The 16,674-nt window shown below is 55.7% G+C and carries 14 protein-coding genes; 5 read left to right on the forward strand and 9 right to left on the reverse strand.

Features of this window, described 5'->3' with window-relative positions; genetic code table 11:
* Positions 1-6: 6 nt before the first annotated feature.
* The 4 genes from glgC to AB9F27_RS18710 are packed head-to-tail and all read left to right on the forward strand — an operon-like array spanning position 7 to position 6,470.
* On the forward strand, positions 7-1,266 hold the full coding sequence (gene glgC / locus AB9F27_RS18695) for a glucose-1-phosphate adenylyltransferase (protein WP_335585186.1): 1,260 nt from the start codon (positions 7-9) through the stop codon (positions 1,264-1,266).
* A gap of 1 nt (position 1,267) precedes the next feature.
* Positions 1,268-2,704 (forward strand): glycogen synthase GlgA, encoded by a 1,437-nt coding sequence (glgA, locus tag AB9F27_RS18700; RefSeq protein WP_335585187.1) that lies wholly within the window; start codon positions 1,268-1,270, stop codon positions 2,702-2,704.
* A gap of 9 nt (positions 2,705-2,713) precedes the next feature.
* Positions 2,714-4,816 (forward strand): glycogen debranching protein GlgX, encoded by a 2,103-nt coding sequence (gene glgX / locus AB9F27_RS18705; protein WP_335585188.1) that lies wholly within the window; start codon positions 2,714-2,716, stop codon positions 4,814-4,816.
* A 22-nt stretch (positions 4,817-4,838) separates the two neighbouring features.
* Complete coding sequence (locus AB9F27_RS18710; protein WP_335585189.1) at positions 4,839-6,470, forward strand: alpha-D-glucose phosphate-specific phosphoglucomutase; 1,632 nt, start codon at positions 4,839-4,841, stop codon at positions 6,468-6,470.
* A 3-nt stretch (positions 6,471-6,473) separates the two neighbouring features.
* Here AB9F27_RS18710 and AB9F27_RS18715 read toward each other — a convergent pair whose 3' ends face one another.
* From AB9F27_RS18715 to chvE, 6 genes are all read right to left on the reverse strand, one after another.
* On the reverse strand, positions 6,474-7,391 hold the full coding sequence (locus AB9F27_RS18715; protein ID WP_335585190.1) for a dihydrodipicolinate synthase family protein: 918 nt from the start codon (positions 7,389-7,391) through the stop codon (positions 6,474-6,476).
* Positions 7,392-7,421: 30 nt separating this feature from the next.
* Positions 7,422-8,354, reverse strand: coding sequence for a Gfo/Idh/MocA family oxidoreductase (locus AB9F27_RS18720; protein ID WP_335585191.1), 933 nt, complete (start codon positions 8,352-8,354; stop codon positions 7,422-7,424).
* Positions 8,355-10,097, reverse strand: a complete 1,743-nt coding sequence (gene araD, locus AB9F27_RS18725; protein ID WP_335585192.1) for an L-arabinonate dehydratase — start codon at positions 10,095-10,097, stop codon at positions 8,355-8,357.
* A gap of 11 nt (positions 10,098-10,108) precedes the next feature.
* The gene (gene mmsB / locus AB9F27_RS18730; protein WP_335585193.1) at positions 10,109-11,305 is read right to left on the reverse strand and encodes a multiple monosaccharide ABC transporter permease; all 1,197 of its coding nucleotides are present in this window, start codon (positions 11,303-11,305) and stop codon (positions 10,109-10,111) included.
* A gap of 11 nt (positions 11,306-11,316) precedes the next feature.
* A complete protein-coding gene (gene mmsA, locus AB9F27_RS18735) occupies positions 11,317-12,837 on the reverse strand; it encodes a multiple monosaccharide ABC transporter ATP-binding protein (RefSeq protein WP_335585194.1) in 1,521 nt (506 codons plus the stop codon).
* 79 nt (positions 12,838-12,916) lie between these two features.
* Entirely contained in the window at positions 12,917-13,981 is a 1,065-nt protein-coding gene (gene chvE, locus AB9F27_RS18740; protein ID WP_335585195.1) for a multiple monosaccharide ABC transporter substrate-binding protein, read from the reverse strand.
* A 169-nt stretch (positions 13,982-14,150) separates the two neighbouring features.
* Between chvE and AB9F27_RS18745 the strand changes: the two genes are divergently transcribed.
* Positions 14,151-15,083 carry a LysR family transcriptional regulator gene (locus AB9F27_RS18745; RefSeq protein WP_369758006.1) on the forward strand — a complete coding sequence of 311 codons (933 nt, stop codon included), beginning with the start codon at positions 14,151-14,153 and terminating at the stop codon, positions 15,081-15,083.
* A gap of 172 nt (positions 15,084-15,255) precedes the next feature.
* On the opposite strand, the gene AB9F27_RS18750 is transcribed toward AB9F27_RS18745, so the two are convergent.
* The 3 genes from AB9F27_RS18750 to AB9F27_RS18760 form a co-directional block, all read right to left on the reverse strand.
* On the reverse strand, positions 15,256-15,570 hold the full coding sequence (locus AB9F27_RS18750; RefSeq protein WP_335585197.1) for a hypothetical protein: 315 nt from the start codon (positions 15,568-15,570) through the stop codon (positions 15,256-15,258).
* 162 nt (positions 15,571-15,732) lie between these two features.
* Positions 15,733-15,906, reverse strand: a complete 174-nt coding sequence (locus AB9F27_RS18755) for a hypothetical protein (RefSeq protein WP_335585198.1) — start codon at positions 15,904-15,906, stop codon at positions 15,733-15,735.
* Between the two features lie 40 nt (positions 15,907-15,946).
* Positions 15,947-16,672 carry an STAS/SEC14 domain-containing protein gene (locus AB9F27_RS18760; RefSeq protein WP_335585199.1) on the reverse strand — a complete coding sequence of 242 codons (726 nt, stop codon included), beginning with the start codon at positions 16,670-16,672 and terminating at the stop codon, positions 15,947-15,949.
* Positions 16,673-16,674: the final 2 nt, after the last annotated feature.

Here is a 16,674-nt window from a genome sequence, read left to right on the forward strand (position 1 = left end):
CTATGGATGGACAATGAATCTCAAAGACTGGCCCAACAATCTATGGCGTTTGTCTTGGCGGGGGGCCGTGGGAGTCGGCTCTATGAACTGACGGATACGCGCGCCAAACCCGCGATGTATTTTGGCGGCAAGAGCCGAATTATCGACTTTGCCCTGTCTAATGCGGTGAATTCCGGCATTCGGCGCATCGGGGTCGCGACCCAATATAAGGCGCACTCGTTGATCCGGCACCTGCAACGCGGCTGGAGTTTTTTCCGCGCGGAGCGCAATGAATCCCTCGATATTCTGCCCGCGTCGCAGCAAATGAATAATGAGAATTGGTACAAGGGTACCGCCGATGCTGTGGCCCAGAACATTGATATTATTCGCGGTTATGGCCCGAAATACATCATCATTCTGGCGGGCGATCACATCTATAAACAAGATTATTCCTTGATGATTAAACACCACGTCGACAGCGGCGCGGATGTTACGGTGGGTTGTATCGAAGTGCCGCGTATGGAAGCGCGTGGCTTTGGCGTGATGAAAGTGGGCGACAATGATCGCATCCTTGATTTCGTCGAAAAACCCGCCGATCCGCCCCCAATGCCTGGCCATCCCGATATGGCGTTGGCCAGTATGGGGATTTATGTTTTCGAGACAGAATACCTAATTGGATTGTTGCAAAAGGACGCCGAAGACCCGAATTCGAGCCATGATTTCGGCGGCGATTTGATCCCCGATATCGTTAAAAACGGCAAGGCGATTGCGCATCCGTTTAGCCGCTCTTGTGTGCGGACGGGCTTGGAGGAAAAACCATACTGGCGCGATGTGGGAACGGTGGATGCGTTCTGGCAGGCCAATGTGGACCTAACCGATTTCAAACCCGAGTTGGACCTGTATGACAACGAGTGGCCGATCTGGACCTACTCCGAATTGACGCCCCCCGCGAAATTTATCCATAACGAGGAAGGGCGGCGCGGCCAAGCGGTGTCGTCGATGGTCTCGGGCGGATGTATTATTTCGGGATCGAGCCTTGATCGCTGTATGTTGTTTACTGGCGTGCGGACGCATTCTTTCTCGCAGTTGAGCGGGGTTGTCGTCATGCCCTACGCGGAAATCAATCGCAACGCGCGGCTGACAAATGTGGTGATCGACCGTGGGGTGGTCATTCCTGAAGGCTTGGTTGTTGGCGAAGACCCCGTGTTGGATGCCAAGCGATTCCGGCGAACGGAGAATGGCATTTGCCTGATTACCCAACCCATGATCGACAAATTGGATCTCTGATATGAACCTGCTTTTCGTTGCCTCCGAATGTGCGCCCTTCGTGAAAACGGGGGGCTTGGCGGACGTGATCGGCGCGGTGCCCAAAGCGCTCGGCACGTTGAATATCAACGTAAAGATTTTGATCCCAGCCTATCCCGCCTTGGCGGAATGGGTGGCAAAGGGCGACACGGTTCTGTCGTTTGGCAACCTCTTTGGCGGACCTGCACGGGTGGTTTCCGTACAGGCGGAGGGACTCGATATGTTGCTGCTTGAGGCGCCGCATTTGTTTGATCGGGCGGGGAGTATTTATCTGGGGCCGGACGGAAACGACTGGCCTGACAATGATCTGCGGTTTGGCGCCTTGTCCTATGTGGGGGCGCAAATTGCCCTGCATGGCGTTGAGGATTGGAAGCCCGATGTCGTCAATGCGCATGACTGGCAAGCGGGTCTATTGCCCGTATATTTGCGTCAATCTGGGCAGAAAACACCCCCCGTGGTGATGACGATTCACAACATCGCGTTCCAAGGTCTGTTTGACGCGACCCGCATGGGAGTTTTGGGTCTGAACGCTGATATGTTCACGCCCGAGGGGATTGAATATTTCGGGCGGATTGGCTTTTTGAAGGCGGGTTTGGCTCTATCCGAGAAAATCACAACTGTTAGCCCGACCTATGCCGCCGAGCTTCTGACGCCCGAATTTGGCATGGGGCTGGATGGTCTTCTGCGCGGACGGCAAGCCGATCTTTCGGGTATCCTGAACGGGATCGATTTGGATGTTTGGAACCCCGAAAACGACGCCGATTTGGTCGCGCCTTATTCCGTGCGCAGCCTCAAAGGCAAAGCACAAAATCGGGCCGAGGTTGAGGCGCGGTTTGGTCTTACGCCCAGTGACGGTCCGCTGTTCTGTGTTGTCAGTCGGCTGACCTCGCAAAAGGGTCTCGATATGTTGTTGGAGTGCTTGCCCACTCTGGTAACTCAAGGCGGCAGGCTTGCGCTTGTGGGCTCGGGCGACGCGGATTTGGAACGCGCGTTTATCGACGCGTCCAATCGGTATGCGGGGTCGGTCGGCGCGATTATTGGCTATGACGAGGGGCTTTCGCATCTGTTGCAAGGTGGCAGCGACGCTATCTTGATCCCCTCGCGGTTTGAGCCTTGTGGCCTGACGCAGCTGTACGGTTTGCGCTATGGCACGCTCCCCGTTGTGGCCCATACTGGCGGTCTGGCGGATACGGTGATTGATGCAAACGAGGCCGCGCTACTGGCCAATTGTGCCACGGGATTTCAGTTTGCCCCTGTGAATAGCGCGATGTTTGCCCATGCCATTACCCGCGCCTGTGCGCTTTATCGCCAGCCTAAAATTTGGGCAGGAATGATGCGCCGTGCCATGCGGCATCCGGTGGGGTGGGATCTTTCGGCCGCGGCCTATCTTGATGTTTACCGCGCGGCGCAGGAGCGGTAGTCCCATCCTATGAAACATCAAAAATTATCTGGCGGCAGTTCGAATAGGCTTGGGGCGCATCACGATGGCCGAGGCGTCAATTTCGCCGTGTTTTCCGAGAACGCGAGCAAGATCGAATTGTGCCTCTTTTCGCCTGACGGAAAGCGCGAAACGGCGCGTATTGCTTTGCCCTGTCGCACGGGCCCAATCTGGCATGGATATGTGGCGGATGTGCCCATCGGTACGCTGTATGGGTATCGCGCCCATGGGCAATATGCGCCCGAACAGGGGCATCGGTTTAACGCCAATAAGCTCTTGTTAGACCCTTATACCCGCGAGATTTTCGGTGATTGGACAACTAATCCCGCGACTTTGGGATATGATAAAGAGTCCTCGGCAGGGGATCTTTCGTTTGATCCCCGCGACAGTGCGCCCTACGTGCCAAAATCGGTTGTGTCCGATCCCGCTTTGTTTGAGGGCATGAAGAATGGCCATCACATTTCGTCGGATAAAGACCTGATTTATGAGGCCCACCCAAAGGGTCTAACCCAGACCAATTCGCAAATTCCCGAAGCTTTGCGCGGTACTTATGAGGGGCTGGCGTCAGAGCCGATGATCGCGCATCTGAAGGCGCTGAATGTACAGGCCGTTGAGCTTTTACCGGTACATAGTTTTGTCGACGACAGCTTTTTGGTCGAGCGCGGATTGCGCAATTATTGGGGCTATAACTCCATCGGGTTTTTCGCGCCAGAGCCGCGTTATTTTGGCCCCGACGGGCTGAAAGGCTTTCGCCAAATGGTGGAACGGTTTCATGACGCGGGGATCGAGGTCATTCTGGACGTGGTGTATAATCATACCGCCGAGGGCGATCAGCGCGGCCCGACATTGAGCTATCGTGGCCTTGATAACGCCTCTTATTACCGTCTGATCGCGGGTCAACCGCGCTATTATGTGAACGATACCGGCTGTGGAAATACGCTGAATGTGGCGCATCCCTATGTGTTACGGATGGTGCTGGATAGCCTGCGGTTCTGGGTCGAATGCATGGGGGTTGATGGCTTTCGGTTTGATCTGGCAACGACGCTTGGCCGCGAGGCACACGGGTTTGATCGGCACGGTGGTTTCTTTGATGCCCTGCGTCAGGATCCGGTTTTATCCTGTGTGCGGATGATCGCCGAGCCGTGGGATATTGGGCCGGGTGGCTATCGGTTGGGCGAATTTCCGCATGAGTTTTCTGAGTGGAACGACAGCTATCGCGACACGGTGCGGCAATATTGGCGCGGCGATGCGCATAGCACCCAAGAGTTAGCAGCGCGCCTTCTTGGCTCGGCGGATAAGTTCGACCGGACGGGGCGGCGCAGTTGGTCGTCGATCAATTTTCTGGCGTCCCATGACGGCTTCACGCTGGCGGATACCACGCGCTATTCCAAGCGCCACAACGAGGCCAACACCGAGAATAACTGCGATGGGCACCACTCGAACTACAGCGATAATTGTGGCGTTGAGGGCGAGACCGACGACACGCAAATCCGCGGACAACGGGCGCGGCGGCAACGCAATATGCTCGCCACTTTGTTCCTGTCGCAGGGCACGCCGATGCTACTGGCGGGCGATGAATTCTCCAATTCGCAACAGGGGAACAACAACGCCTATTGCCAAGACAACGAGACGGGCTGGCTGAATTGGGACAAAACCGATGCTGAAATGCTCGCCTTTGTCGCGGGTCTGTCAGCGTTTCGGCGCGACCATCTTTCGGTGCGACAAACACAATTCCTCCACGGCGAAGCACGTCCAAGCGACGGCTTCGACGATGTCAGCTGGACGGATTTTGCGGGTGAACCGTTGCAATGGCGTGATCCAAAACTGGCCAACTTTTGCCTCATCCTGCGCTGTTCCGCCGAAGCGCCGGACTTTGAGCCAGACAGCGACGTTGTGTTGATTGCGTTCAATCGCACGCTCGAAGAACGGACGGTTGTTTTGCCCGACCCGCCCGAGGGAAGCCATTGGACGCGCGGCATCGACACGGACACCGCCGCGCAGGGCGCGTTTTGCGAATTGGAAAGTGAGCCGCTTGTTTCGGCTGAGTCGGTAATCGCCTTTATTCTCAAAGCGCATGAGGAACCTGTTAATTGAACATAGAAATGGGGATAGCCAGATGAAAATCGAGATCGTCGAAACCACGCCTATTGAAGGCCAAATGCCGGGCACATCTGGGTTGCGCAAAAAAACCAAAGTGTTCATGACGCCGCATTATCTTGAGAATTTCATTCAGGCGACGTTTGACGCGCTCGGCGGTGCCGCGGGAAAAACTTTTGTCGTGGGCGGCGATGGGCGGTATTTTAATAAGCCGACGATCCAAGTCATTTTACGAATGGCGGCGGCGAATGGCGCGGTCAAAGTGATTGTTGGCCAAGACGGCATTCTCTCGACACCCGCTGCTTCGCATTTGATCCGCCTAAACAAAACCGATGGCGGGTTTATCCTGTCGGCGAGCCATAATCCAGGCGGGATTGACGAAGATTTCGGGGTGAAATTCAATGCCGACAACGGAGGGCCAGCGCCAGAAAAACTCACGGCGCAAATCTTTGCCGCGACCAAGGCGATCGCTGAGTATAAAATCGTCGCGACGAATGACGTGGATTTGCAGAGCGTCGGTCAAACGCATCTTGGCGATATGGTGGTCGAGGTGGTCGATCCCGTTGCAAGTTATCAAGTGTTGATGGAAAAATTGTTCGATTTCGCGGCGATCAAATCCCTGTTCGCGGGTGGCTTCACCATGCGTTTCGACGCGATGCATGCGGTCACGGGCCCTTATGCCACGGCGATTTTGGAGCGCAGTTTGGGCGCGCCCAAGGGCACCGTCGTCAATGGTATTCCGCTGGAGGATTTCGGCAAAGGCCACCCCGATCCGAACCCGATCTGGGCCAAACCCTTAATGGATTTGATGATGTCCGACGACGCCCCCGACTTGGGCGCGGCCTCGGATGGCGACGGGGATCGGAACATGATTGTCGGGCGCGGTGCTTATGTCACCCCCTCCGACAGCCTCGCGATTCTGGCGGCAAACGCGCATCTTGCCCCCGCTTATAAGGGCGGTCTTGCGGGCATTGCGCGTTCAATGCCAACCAGTGCGGCGAGCGATCGTGTCGCAAAAAAGCTTGGAATAGGGTCTTATGAGACGCCCACGGGGTGGAAATTTTTCGGCAATTTGTTGGACGCGGGCAAGGTGACGATTTGTGGCGAAGAGAGCGCGGGGACGGGCTCAAATCACGTGCGCGAAAAGGACGGGCTTTGGGCTGTGCTGCTCTGGCTCAACATTCTGGCGGTGCGTAAACAATCGGTTGCGGAGATCGTTTCCGAGCATTGGCAGGCCTTCGGGCGGGATTATTATTCGCGGTATGATTATGAGGATGTGGCCATTGAGCAGGCCAACAAATTGATGGAGGAACTGCGGGCAAAACTGCCCGATCTGGTCGGGCAGAAATATGTTGGGCTGACCGTTTCTTCGGCGGATGAGTTCTCGTATTTGGACCCTGTGGATGGATCGGTTAGCAAAAACCAAGGTCTGCGCCTCGGGTTTGAGGGTGGGGCGCGCGCGGTTTTTCGGCTCTCGGGTACGGGCACGCAAGGGGCCACAATTAGGCTCTATCTCGAGCAATATGCGGCTCAAGGCGAGGATTTTACGATGGATACACAGGTCGCATTGCAAAAGGTCCGACTTGCGGCCCAGACCATCTGCGAGATGCAATCGTATATCGGCCGCCTAAAGCCAGACGTGATTACTTAGGGTCTAACCCGCCCACTTAAGTGCAATTAGGTCAAGGTCGCGGGCCAAATCCAGAAGGCGGATTTTGGTGCGTTCGGTCATGGGTTTTAACGGGTGGCGCACATAGTCGCTTTTGATCACGCCGCCCGCCGCATAGACGGTTTTACACGCCCGCAATCCGCATTGACGGTTTTCGTGATTGATCAGGGGGAGGCATTTTTGCCATTGGGCAAGGGCTGCCGCGTGGTCGCCCGCGAGGTAATGCGTGACGATGGGGCGGATGTGTTCGGGGAACATTCCTGAGGTCATCGTCCCCGTGCATCCCGCGTCGAGATCGGCCAAAAGGGTCACCGCTTCTTCGCCGTCAAACGGGCCGACGATGTGCTTGCCCGCAGCTTCGATCAAGGCGGCGAGTTTGTCCGCCGCAAAGGGGCATTCGATTTTGAGGTAGGAGACATTTTCGATCTCAACGGCCATGCGGGTGAGCAAGGGGACGCTGAGAGTCACGCCACTGAGGGGCGCGTCTTGGACCATGATCGGGATGGTGATCGCGCGGCTTGCGGCTTCGAAATGTTCGAAAATGCCTGCCTCGGCGGGGAACAATCCGGACCCGTGATAAGGTGGCATCATCATCACCATCGCCGCGCCGAGGGCTTGGGCCTCGCGAGCGCGTTTGACCACAATGTCGGTGGAAAAATGGCTGATGGTAACGATGACGGGCACGCGACCCGCAACATGTTCGAGACTAACGCGGGTTAAAATGGCGCGTTCTTCGTCGGAGAGGACGAATTGCTCGGAGTAGTTTGCCAAGATGCAAATCGCATCGACGCCTTGATCAATCAGGCAATCGAGCACGCGGCGCATGCCGTCGACATCGATTTCGCCCGTGGCATGAAAGGGCGTTGGGGCGACGGGCAAAATGCCGGTTAGGGGAGTTTTCATATCAGGTCTTTCGAAAATAATTGCAGTTTGTCACCAGTTGAAAGGCTCGACAACCAAGCGTTTCCCGAGCGTGAAGGCGTCGGACACATGGGTCATTGGCGATAGATCAACGTCGATTTCATTCTGCGCAACGAGGTCGGCAAAACGGGCGTAAAGGTGGCGGTATTCGAGATTGTCTCCGCGCCCAATTTCGACGCCATCAACGCTAAAGGCGGCACCGCCCTCGCTCAAAACAGCCTTGCCTTCGGCGGTTTGAATGTGGATGTCCCACGATTGCTCGCCTTCCTGACGCCAGTCAAACGCGGCGGTGATTTCGACGCCTTGCGGGTCAATAAATGTCAAATCAGCCGCAATCGGTGTGTCCCGATTGGAAGGAAACGAAAGGTCGGCTTTGGACAGGTGCATTGCGCGAGGATAGATTTCGGTGAGGACAGACAGGCCATTGATACCCGGATCAAACACGCCCAAACCGCCTGCTTCCCAGATCCATTCCTGACCGGGATGCCAACGGCGCACGTCCTCTTTCCAGATCACATCGACCTTCTCAATCGTCTTGTCACTGAGCCATTCCTTGGCCATTTGTACGCAAGCCGCATGGCGCGAATGCCATGTGGCAAACAGCGAAACACCCTGTGTTAGAGCCAAAGACACCAGCTCATTGATTTCACTCAAAGTCGCACCAGGGGGTTTTTCCAGCATCACATGACGGCCCGCGAGAAGGGCGCGGCGCGCATCGGCGTAGCGCACTTGCGGCGGGGTACAGAGCGAAATGCAGGTCACATCGGGGCGCGCGGCAAGCATGCTTTCCAAACTTTCATAGCCGTCCACGCCGCCAACAGTCGCATTGCGACTGGCGGTGGCCGCCAACTCAAACCGGTCACTTTCCGAGATTGAAGGAATATGTTGATCGCGGGCAATTTTACCGACGCCTGCGATGCCTACTTTGAAAATTTGTGTCGTCATTTAATGTGAATCCCTCGGAACAGCGTTACCGCGACACCCTTGCAGAAAGTCGAAATCAGCGCCAGTGTCCGCGCCCATAACATGGTCGTAGAACAGTTTGGCATAGCCACTTTCGGGGGCTTTGATCGGGTTTTTCCATGCGGCCAGACGGCGGGCGATTTCCTCATCGGAGACCTCAAGATGGATGCGACGGTTTTTCATATCCAACTCGATCATGTCGCCATTTTGGACAATCGCGAGGGGACCACCCGCAGCCGCTTCGGGGCTGGTGTGCAGTAAAACCGTGCCATAGGCCGTGCCCGACATGCGCGCGTCGGAAATGCGCACCATATCGGTAATGCCCTTTTTGAGGACCTTCGGCGGTAGGCCCATATTGCCCACTTCCGACATGCCCGGATAGCCGCGCGGCCCGCACATTTTAAGGACCATCACACAGGTTTCGTCGATATCGAGATCGTCGTCATTGATCTTGGCTTTATAGTCGTCGATGTCTTCAAACACCACGGCGCGACCGCGATGTTGCAGCAAATGCGGGCTGGCGGCGGAGGGTTTGAGCACCGCGCCGTTGGGGGCAAGGTTGCCGCGCAACACGGCAATACCGCCTTGTTTTGCCAGCGGCGCATCGGCGGGCATGATGACGTCTTCGTTGTAGTTCTGCGCGTCTTTCACTTGATCCCAAGCGGTTTCGCCAGAAACAGTGATGGCGTCTTTGTGGAGCAAATTCGCCTCGCCAAGACGCTTGATCACCGCAGGAAGGCCGCCCGCATAAAAGAACTCTTCCATCAGGAATTTGCCCGACGGCATCAGGTTTACGATGGTCGGCACGTCGCGGCCCAAAGTGTCCCAATCGTCGAGATTGAGCGCAACGCCGACACGGCCCGCAATCGCGGTGAGGTGGATCACGGCGTTGGTCGAGCCGCCGATCGCGCCGTTGGTGCGGATCGCGTTCTCGAACGCTTGGCGGGTCAAAACGTCGGACGGCTTAAGGTCTTCTTTGACCATTTCCACAATTCGGCGGCCCGTAACGTGGCTCATGACGCGGCGGCGGCTGTCGACAGCGGGGATCGCGGCGTTGCCCGAAAGCGTCATGCCCAGGGCCTCGACCATGCTCGCCATCGAGGAGGCCGTGCCCATCGTGTTGCACGATCCGGGGCTGCGGCTCATGGATTGTTCTGCTTCGAGGAAGTCCTCTTTCGACATTTTGCCGGCTTTGATGTCTTCGGACATTTGCCAAAGCGCGGTGCCAGACCCGACCCGTTCGCCACGGAACCAGCCGTTGAGCATCGGGCCGCCAGAGACCATAATCGCGGGCAAATCGACCGAAGCCGCACCCATCAACAGGGCAGGGGTTGTCTTGTCACAGCCGCACAAAAGCACGACGCCGTCCAAGGGATTGGCGCGAATGGCCTCCTCGACATCCATCGCCGCGAGGTTGCGGTACATCATCGCGGTTGGGCGCAATGTGCTCTCGCCGGGGGAGAAAACGGGGAATTCGAGGGGCAATCCGCCAGCTTCGTAAATCCCGTGTTTGACCCGTTCGGCAAGGTCGCGCAGATGCGCATTACAGGGGGTCAATTGCGACCACGTGTTGCAAATACCGATCACGGGGCGACCATCAAAAAGGTCGGCAGGAAGCCCCTGATTTTTCATCCAACTGCGGTGATAAATGCTATCGCGGCTGGTGCCGCCAAACCATTCCTGCGAGCGCAGTTTGCGGGGCCATTTTGCGGGAGTGAAAGCCATAATCTTAGCCCTTAACCTTGTTTCTGTTTGTTATAAACATCAAAGATAACCGCCGCGAGAAGCACGAGGCCTTTGATAACTTGTTGATAATCAATGCCAATCCCCATGATTGACATGCCGTTGTTCATCACGCCCATAATAAACGCGCCCACGACCGCGCCGACGATTTTACCAACGCCGCCCGACATGGATGCGCCGCCAATAAACACCGCCGCGATGACATCAAGCTCAACCGCGAAGCCCGCTTTTGGCGTCGCTGTGTTGAGGCGCGCGGCAAATATCAGCCCCGCCAAGGCGGCCAATACACCCATATTGACGAAGGTCAGGAACGTGAGCCGTTCGGTGCGAATACCCGAAAGTTTCGCGGCTTTGTTGTTGCCGCCAAGAGCATAAACGCGCCGTCCAATGGTGGTTTGCTCGGTGATGAAGGCGTAGATCACAGTCAAAACGCCCATTGTGACCAACACGTTCGGCAAGCCACGGAATGTCGAAAGTTTGTAAGCAACGAACAACAGCGCACCGGCAACAATGATATTACGGGCGATGAAAAAGCTCAGCGGTTCGTCCTCAATGCCATAAGACGTGTTGCGCGCGCGTTTGCGCAGACCAAGCCACAGGATGGACATAGCGGCGATAATCCCAACCGCGAGGGCGGTGACATTTGGCCGTCCGACGTTAAACAAATCGGGAATAAATCCTGTGGAAAGCAGCTGGAACGATTTGGGGAAGGGGCCGACGGATTGCCCTTCCAACAGCCAAAGCGACAGGCCGCGAAACACCAGCATCCCCGCAAGCGTCACGATAAAACTTGGGATATTCCAGTAGGCAACCCAATAGCCTTGGGCGGCGCCAATCAGCGCGCCAAAAACCAGACACAACGGGATTGCCAGAAATACAGGCAGATCATAATTGACGATCATCACGGCGGCCAAAGCGCCGATAAACCCCATAACAGAGCCTACCGAGAGGTCGATATTGCCGCCCACAATCACGATCAACATGCCAAGCGCCATGATGATAATATAACTGTTTTGCAGGAACAGATTGGTGATGTTCACGGGTTTGAGCAGAACGCCCCCCGTGACGATTTGAAAGAAACCCATGATCGCGATGAGGGCGAAAAGCAGCCCGTATTCGCGCATGTGACCAAGGAGATAGCGGCCCATGCTTGCGCTGTCTTTGGCGGATTTTGTGGCTGTTTGCGACATGCGACTGGGTCCTAATCTGTTACAATAAGCGACATAATGCGCTCTTGGTTAGCTTGGGCGGCGGAGAGTTCCCCGACAAATCGCCCTTCGTTCATGACGTAAATCCGGTCACTCATGCCCAGCAGTTCGGGCATTTCGGAACTGATCATCACCACGCCTTTTCCTTGCGCCGAGAGGTCGTTGATGATCCCGTAAATCTCAAATTTCGCGCCGACATCAATGCCGCGCGTTGGCTCATCGAGGATCAAAACTTCGGGACCGGCAAAGAGCCATTTTGACAACACAACTTTTTGTTGGTTGCCGCCCGACAGGTTCATCACTTTCTGAAAAACGCTCGGAGTGCGAATGTTCATGGCTTTGCGATAGCGCTCGGCGACTTTGCTTTCTTCGGCGTGATTCAGAATGCCGTTTTTTGAAACATCATCCAAGTTCACCAAGGTCGTATTGTGCAGGATCGAATCCTCAAGCACCAAGCCCAATTCCTTGCGATCTTCGGTGACATAGGCCAAGCCGTTTTTGATCGCGTCGGGCACGGTGGCTGTTGAAATCGGCTTGCCGCGCAGCTTCACGTTGCCCGAGATATTCTGGCCGTAACTTTTGCCAAAAATGCTCATGGCGAGTTCGGTGCGGCCAGCACCCATGAGGCCCGCAATGCCGACAACTTCGCCGGCGCGAACGTGGAAATTAATGTCCTTGATGACCTGCCGCGTAGCATGTTCGGGGTGGAAAACGTTCCAGTCGGACACCTCCATCAGCATCTCGTCGGCGCGCCGTGGCCGCGCGGGATAGCGTTGCGACATGTCGCGCCCCACCATATCGCGCACTATCTGGTCCTCGGAAATATCTTGGGTGCGGGCATCGAGCGTCGAGACGGTCGCCCCGTCGCGAATGACGGTGATCGTATCGGCGACGCGGCGCACTTCGTTGAGTTTGTGACTGATGATAATCGAGGTCACGCCCTCGGCCTTCAGCTCCAACAACAGATCCAAAAGCGCCTGACTGTCAGATTCCGAAAGCGCGGCTGTTGGCTCGTCGAGGATAAGCAAGCGCACGTCCTTGGATAGCGCCTTGGCGATTTCAACAAGCTGTTGTTTGCCCACGCCCAGCCGATCAATCGGGGTGGCGGGGGCTTCGTTCAGGCCAACTTTCTTGAGCAGTTTTTCGGTGCGGCGATAGGTTTCTGGCCAATTGATCACGCCTTTGGTGGCGCATTCATTGCCAATAAAAAGGTTCTCGGCAATCGAGAGAAGCGGCACAAGGGCCAGCTCTTGGTGGATGATGATAATGCCGAGCGCTTCGCTGTCACTGATCCCAGAGAACTCGGTGACTTGACCCTCGAAATGGATGTCGCCTTCATAGGTCCCTTTGGGATAAACCCCAGAAAGGACCTTCATTAGGGTCGATTTTCCCGCTCCGTTTTCGCCAACAAGCGCGTGAATTTCGCCTTCTTTGATTGCCAGATTAACGCTATCGAGCGCCTTGACCCCTGGAAAGGTCTTGGTGATATTTCGCATTTCCAGAAGTGTTTGCACAGTTCTTTCCCCCCACAGTTAAGCCTGCTCCACCCGCAGGACACGCGGGTGGAACAAGCCTTCTTAAACGGTGCTAGATCTAGAGGTCGTCTTTTTTGTGATAGCCAGAATCAATCACAATCGCTTCGTAGTTGGAGCCGTCCACCGAGACAGGTTCCAGCAGATATGACGGCACGATTTTCTTGCCGTTGTCATAGGTGGTTGTGTCGTTGATTTCCGGTTCGCCGCCTTGAAGAAGGGCCTCAACCATGCCCACGGTTACGCGTGCAAGCTCGCGGGTGTCCTTGAAAACGGTCGAATATTGCTCGCCTGCGATGATCGATTTGATCGATTGCAATTCGGCGTCTTGGCCGGAAACGATGGGCATAAGCAAATCGCCAGAGCCATAACCGACACCTTTGAGTGAGCTGAGAATACCGATGGAAAGGCCGTCGTAGGGGCTCAAAACACCGTTGATTGTGGCGTCGGTGTAATGTGCGGACAACAGGTTATCCATGCGTGATTGGGCGACCGCGCCATCCCAACGCAGGGTGCCGACTGTGTCCATGCCCATTTGGCCGGAAACGATGTTGATTGTGCCCGCGTCGATCAATGGCTGAAGAACCGACATCGCGCCGTTGTAGAAGAAATAGGCGTTGTTATCGTCGGGCGAGCCACCAAACAATTCAACATTCCATGTATCTTGGTCGGGGAAACGCTCTTTGAGGCCGTCCACAACCGAGGTTGCTTGCTGCACGCCAACTTTGAAATTGTCGAAGGTTGCGTAGTAATCGACAAACTCGCTGTCGCGGATTAGGCGGTCATAGGCGATGGTTTTGATGCCCGCAGCATTTGCGTTTTCGAGTGCGTTAGAGAGTGTTGTGCCGTCGATAGCCGCAATCACAAGCACGTCGACGCCTTTGGTGATCATGTTTTCGATCTGGGCCAACTGGTTTGGAATGTCGTCTTCTGCATATTGCAGGTCAACATCATAGCCCGCTGCTTCGAACTGTTCGACCATGGAGTCGCCGTCCGAAATCCAACGGGCCGAGGACTTGGTTGGCATCGCAATGCCGATGGTGCCTTTTTCTGCGGCGAAGGTTGGCATGGCCACGAGGGCTGTGCTGAGTGCGAGGGCTGTGAGCCCAAATGTCCGTCTTTTCATAACTTCCTCCCAAAAGCTGATAGATCGTAGGTTCGACCCATCAGGCCCCTAAACAGGGCTTTTTCTCCGACAGTCATGTGCTGCCTGACGGGGAAGGTAGGCTGGTTTTGATATAACAATCAAATTACAATAATTGACATATTCATACCATTATTGGTATCAACAAGGAATGAAAGATCTCCTCAATCGCATTCAGCTCCGCCACCTGCGGCTTATCCATTCTGTTAACGAGGTGGGGCAACTTTCAATTGCGGCGGATCGACTCGCCATTACCCAACCCGCGGCGTCGCGTATGCTAGCGGAAATCGAGACCATGGTTGGTAAGCCGCTTTTTGTGCGCAACCCCAAGGGCATGATCGCGACCCCGATTGGCGAGGTGCTTGCACGACACGCAACGAGCCTATTGCAGGGGTTAGCGGCCACCGTTAACGAGGTTGGGGCGTTTGCGACCGGCAAGAAGGGATCGGTGCGGGTGGGTTCGGTGACAGGGGCGGCGGTGGCCTATGTTGTGCCCGCGATTCAGTCTCTAATGCTGGGCTCTGGGGGGGCGGACGTGCATATTGAGGTGGGTCCAAGCGATGTGCTTATGGCGGGCTTGGTCAATGGCGACTATGATTTCATCCTGTCACGCGTGTCGCCGGAAAACGATCCGCGCATGTTTGATATTCAGCATGGACGGGTCGAAACCGTAGAGTTTTTGATCCGCGCCGAGCATCCCCTTGCGAAGATTAATGCGCCGAGCATTACGGATTTGGCGGGGTACAATTGGGTCGCACAAGCCCCTGGCACACCGATGCGACAGGCCGTTGAGGAGACGTTTTTTGCCAACGGTGTTGCCTTGCCTGACGAGATTATCAACACGCCATCGCTGTTGGTGATGATTGCCTATGTGCAAAACAGCGATTCAATCTCGCCGATTTCAAGCGAAGTGGCCGACCTTTTGGTCAGCTCGAAAGTAGGGGGGATTCGGTCGATAAAAATTCGACAATCCATCATCATTTCCCCGTACCACCTCATTCAGCTCAAAAACGTTCAGAGCAGCCCAATTGCGGCGCAATTGCGGGCCAGAGTCATAGCCGCGCTGTCGGCAAACGCGCTGTGAGCGATCGGGTCGGCCCCTGGAAATACCAGACGAACCCATTGAAGAGATAGACTACGATAATGCCAAAAAGCACATAGACATTGCTCGGCAATGCCCAGCTCGGAACCGATGAGGCGGCAATGACGAACATGATCACGGCGATTTTATGGAGTTCCTTGAAGGTCAGATCGCGTTAGACAAACAGCGAACCGAGTATGGCATAGTTCACGGCGTCGACGGCGGATTCAGACGGGGTAAAGACGCCCGAAAATATTCCGCCCAGAATGATCAGCGGGTCCATCAAGCCCCAGCTTGCGATCGTTTCCAGCGTGATCACTGCGTTGATAATCATCAGAACAGAGAGGGAATGACCACGCCAACGGCCGTCGTAGTCGCGGCCCCAGAACCCGAGATCGCAATAAAGAAAATGCCTGCCAAAACCGACACGATGGTGAGGCCGCCCTGGCCGAAAAGCCAGCGGAGCACCGAGATACGTCGCCCAGATCAAAAGGAAACGCGCGCCTCCTCTGACCATCTCACGGATGTGAAAGACCCCCGTGAGATTATTTGCAGGGCGATCACGGCCGTGAGTCCGGCCATACCAGCAAGGACCACGGACTGAAGCACCGCGCCAACCATTCGGTCGATTCACGCCAGCCCTTTCAAAATTCTACTTCAACGCGTCTTCGATTACTTTCATGCCACTGTCCTTGAGCGCTTGAAGGTGTTCACCCTCAAGTTCTGCATTGAGCGCGCGCTCATATTTCGCGGCCTCTTGTTCAGAATCGGCAACGATCACTTGTCTCTCTTTGGAAAGCTGGGCCCATTTTGACGTGCCCATCACGACAATCGCCCTTCGAAAAGTAGATTTGCGCCCAAATGGCCTACTGCTTTGTTAGCCAATCTTTGGCGGCCTCAAAATCAGCCCCTTCGAAAAATCGGGTTTCTGCCTCAAGAAACGTCCCGCCAATGCGTTCCGCAAGACGTTGCCAAGCGCTATTGCCAACGAGTGCCAGTTTTTGAACCATTGGCGCATGGGCGCGAGCAAAGCCTAGGTGGGCGGAGAGGGCGGAAATCCCTTCCCAGCCGTCAAATTCCCGCAGATCCAAAAGAAGGCAAAACCTGTCGAGCCCGCGCGTGCGCGCGTCCAAATCCGCTGCCGTATTCGCGTAACTTGCGGGGTCGAGTTTTCCCAAGAGTTGCAACTGAAACGCATTTCCCCCGAGGTCGCGGATGTGCATCGCTCCCAGAGATTCCCTGAGCCAACGTCGTGCCGTGTCACTTTCGGATGGATCGAACATTTGCACTGGGCAGGGCGCCAACGGTGCAAATGCGCCCATCGCCGAACGCATCCATCCACGGCCTGCGACCACCGCGATGCGATCAAATCCCCGCCAATGACTGAGGCCGAGTTTTAGGTCGGACCAAGCGCCGCCAACGTCATAGGACACATCCTCGTCGAGAACGGCCAACATGCGAACATGGTCGTTTTCCCGCAAAGCCTCCTCGATCGCCGGGACGAGAACCGACTCATAGTCGGAGGCCGTGACCAGCCCGCTAAAGCGAACTTCAAGTTGGTCTGAAGAGCCGGAATCAATCAATTGGATCATTG

The sequence above is a fragment of the Falsihalocynthiibacter sp. CO-5D18 genome (assembly GCF_041205445.1).
Classification (GTDB): Bacteria; Pseudomonadota; Alphaproteobacteria; order Rhodobacterales; family Rhodobacteraceae; genus Falsihalocynthiibacter; species Falsihalocynthiibacter arcticus.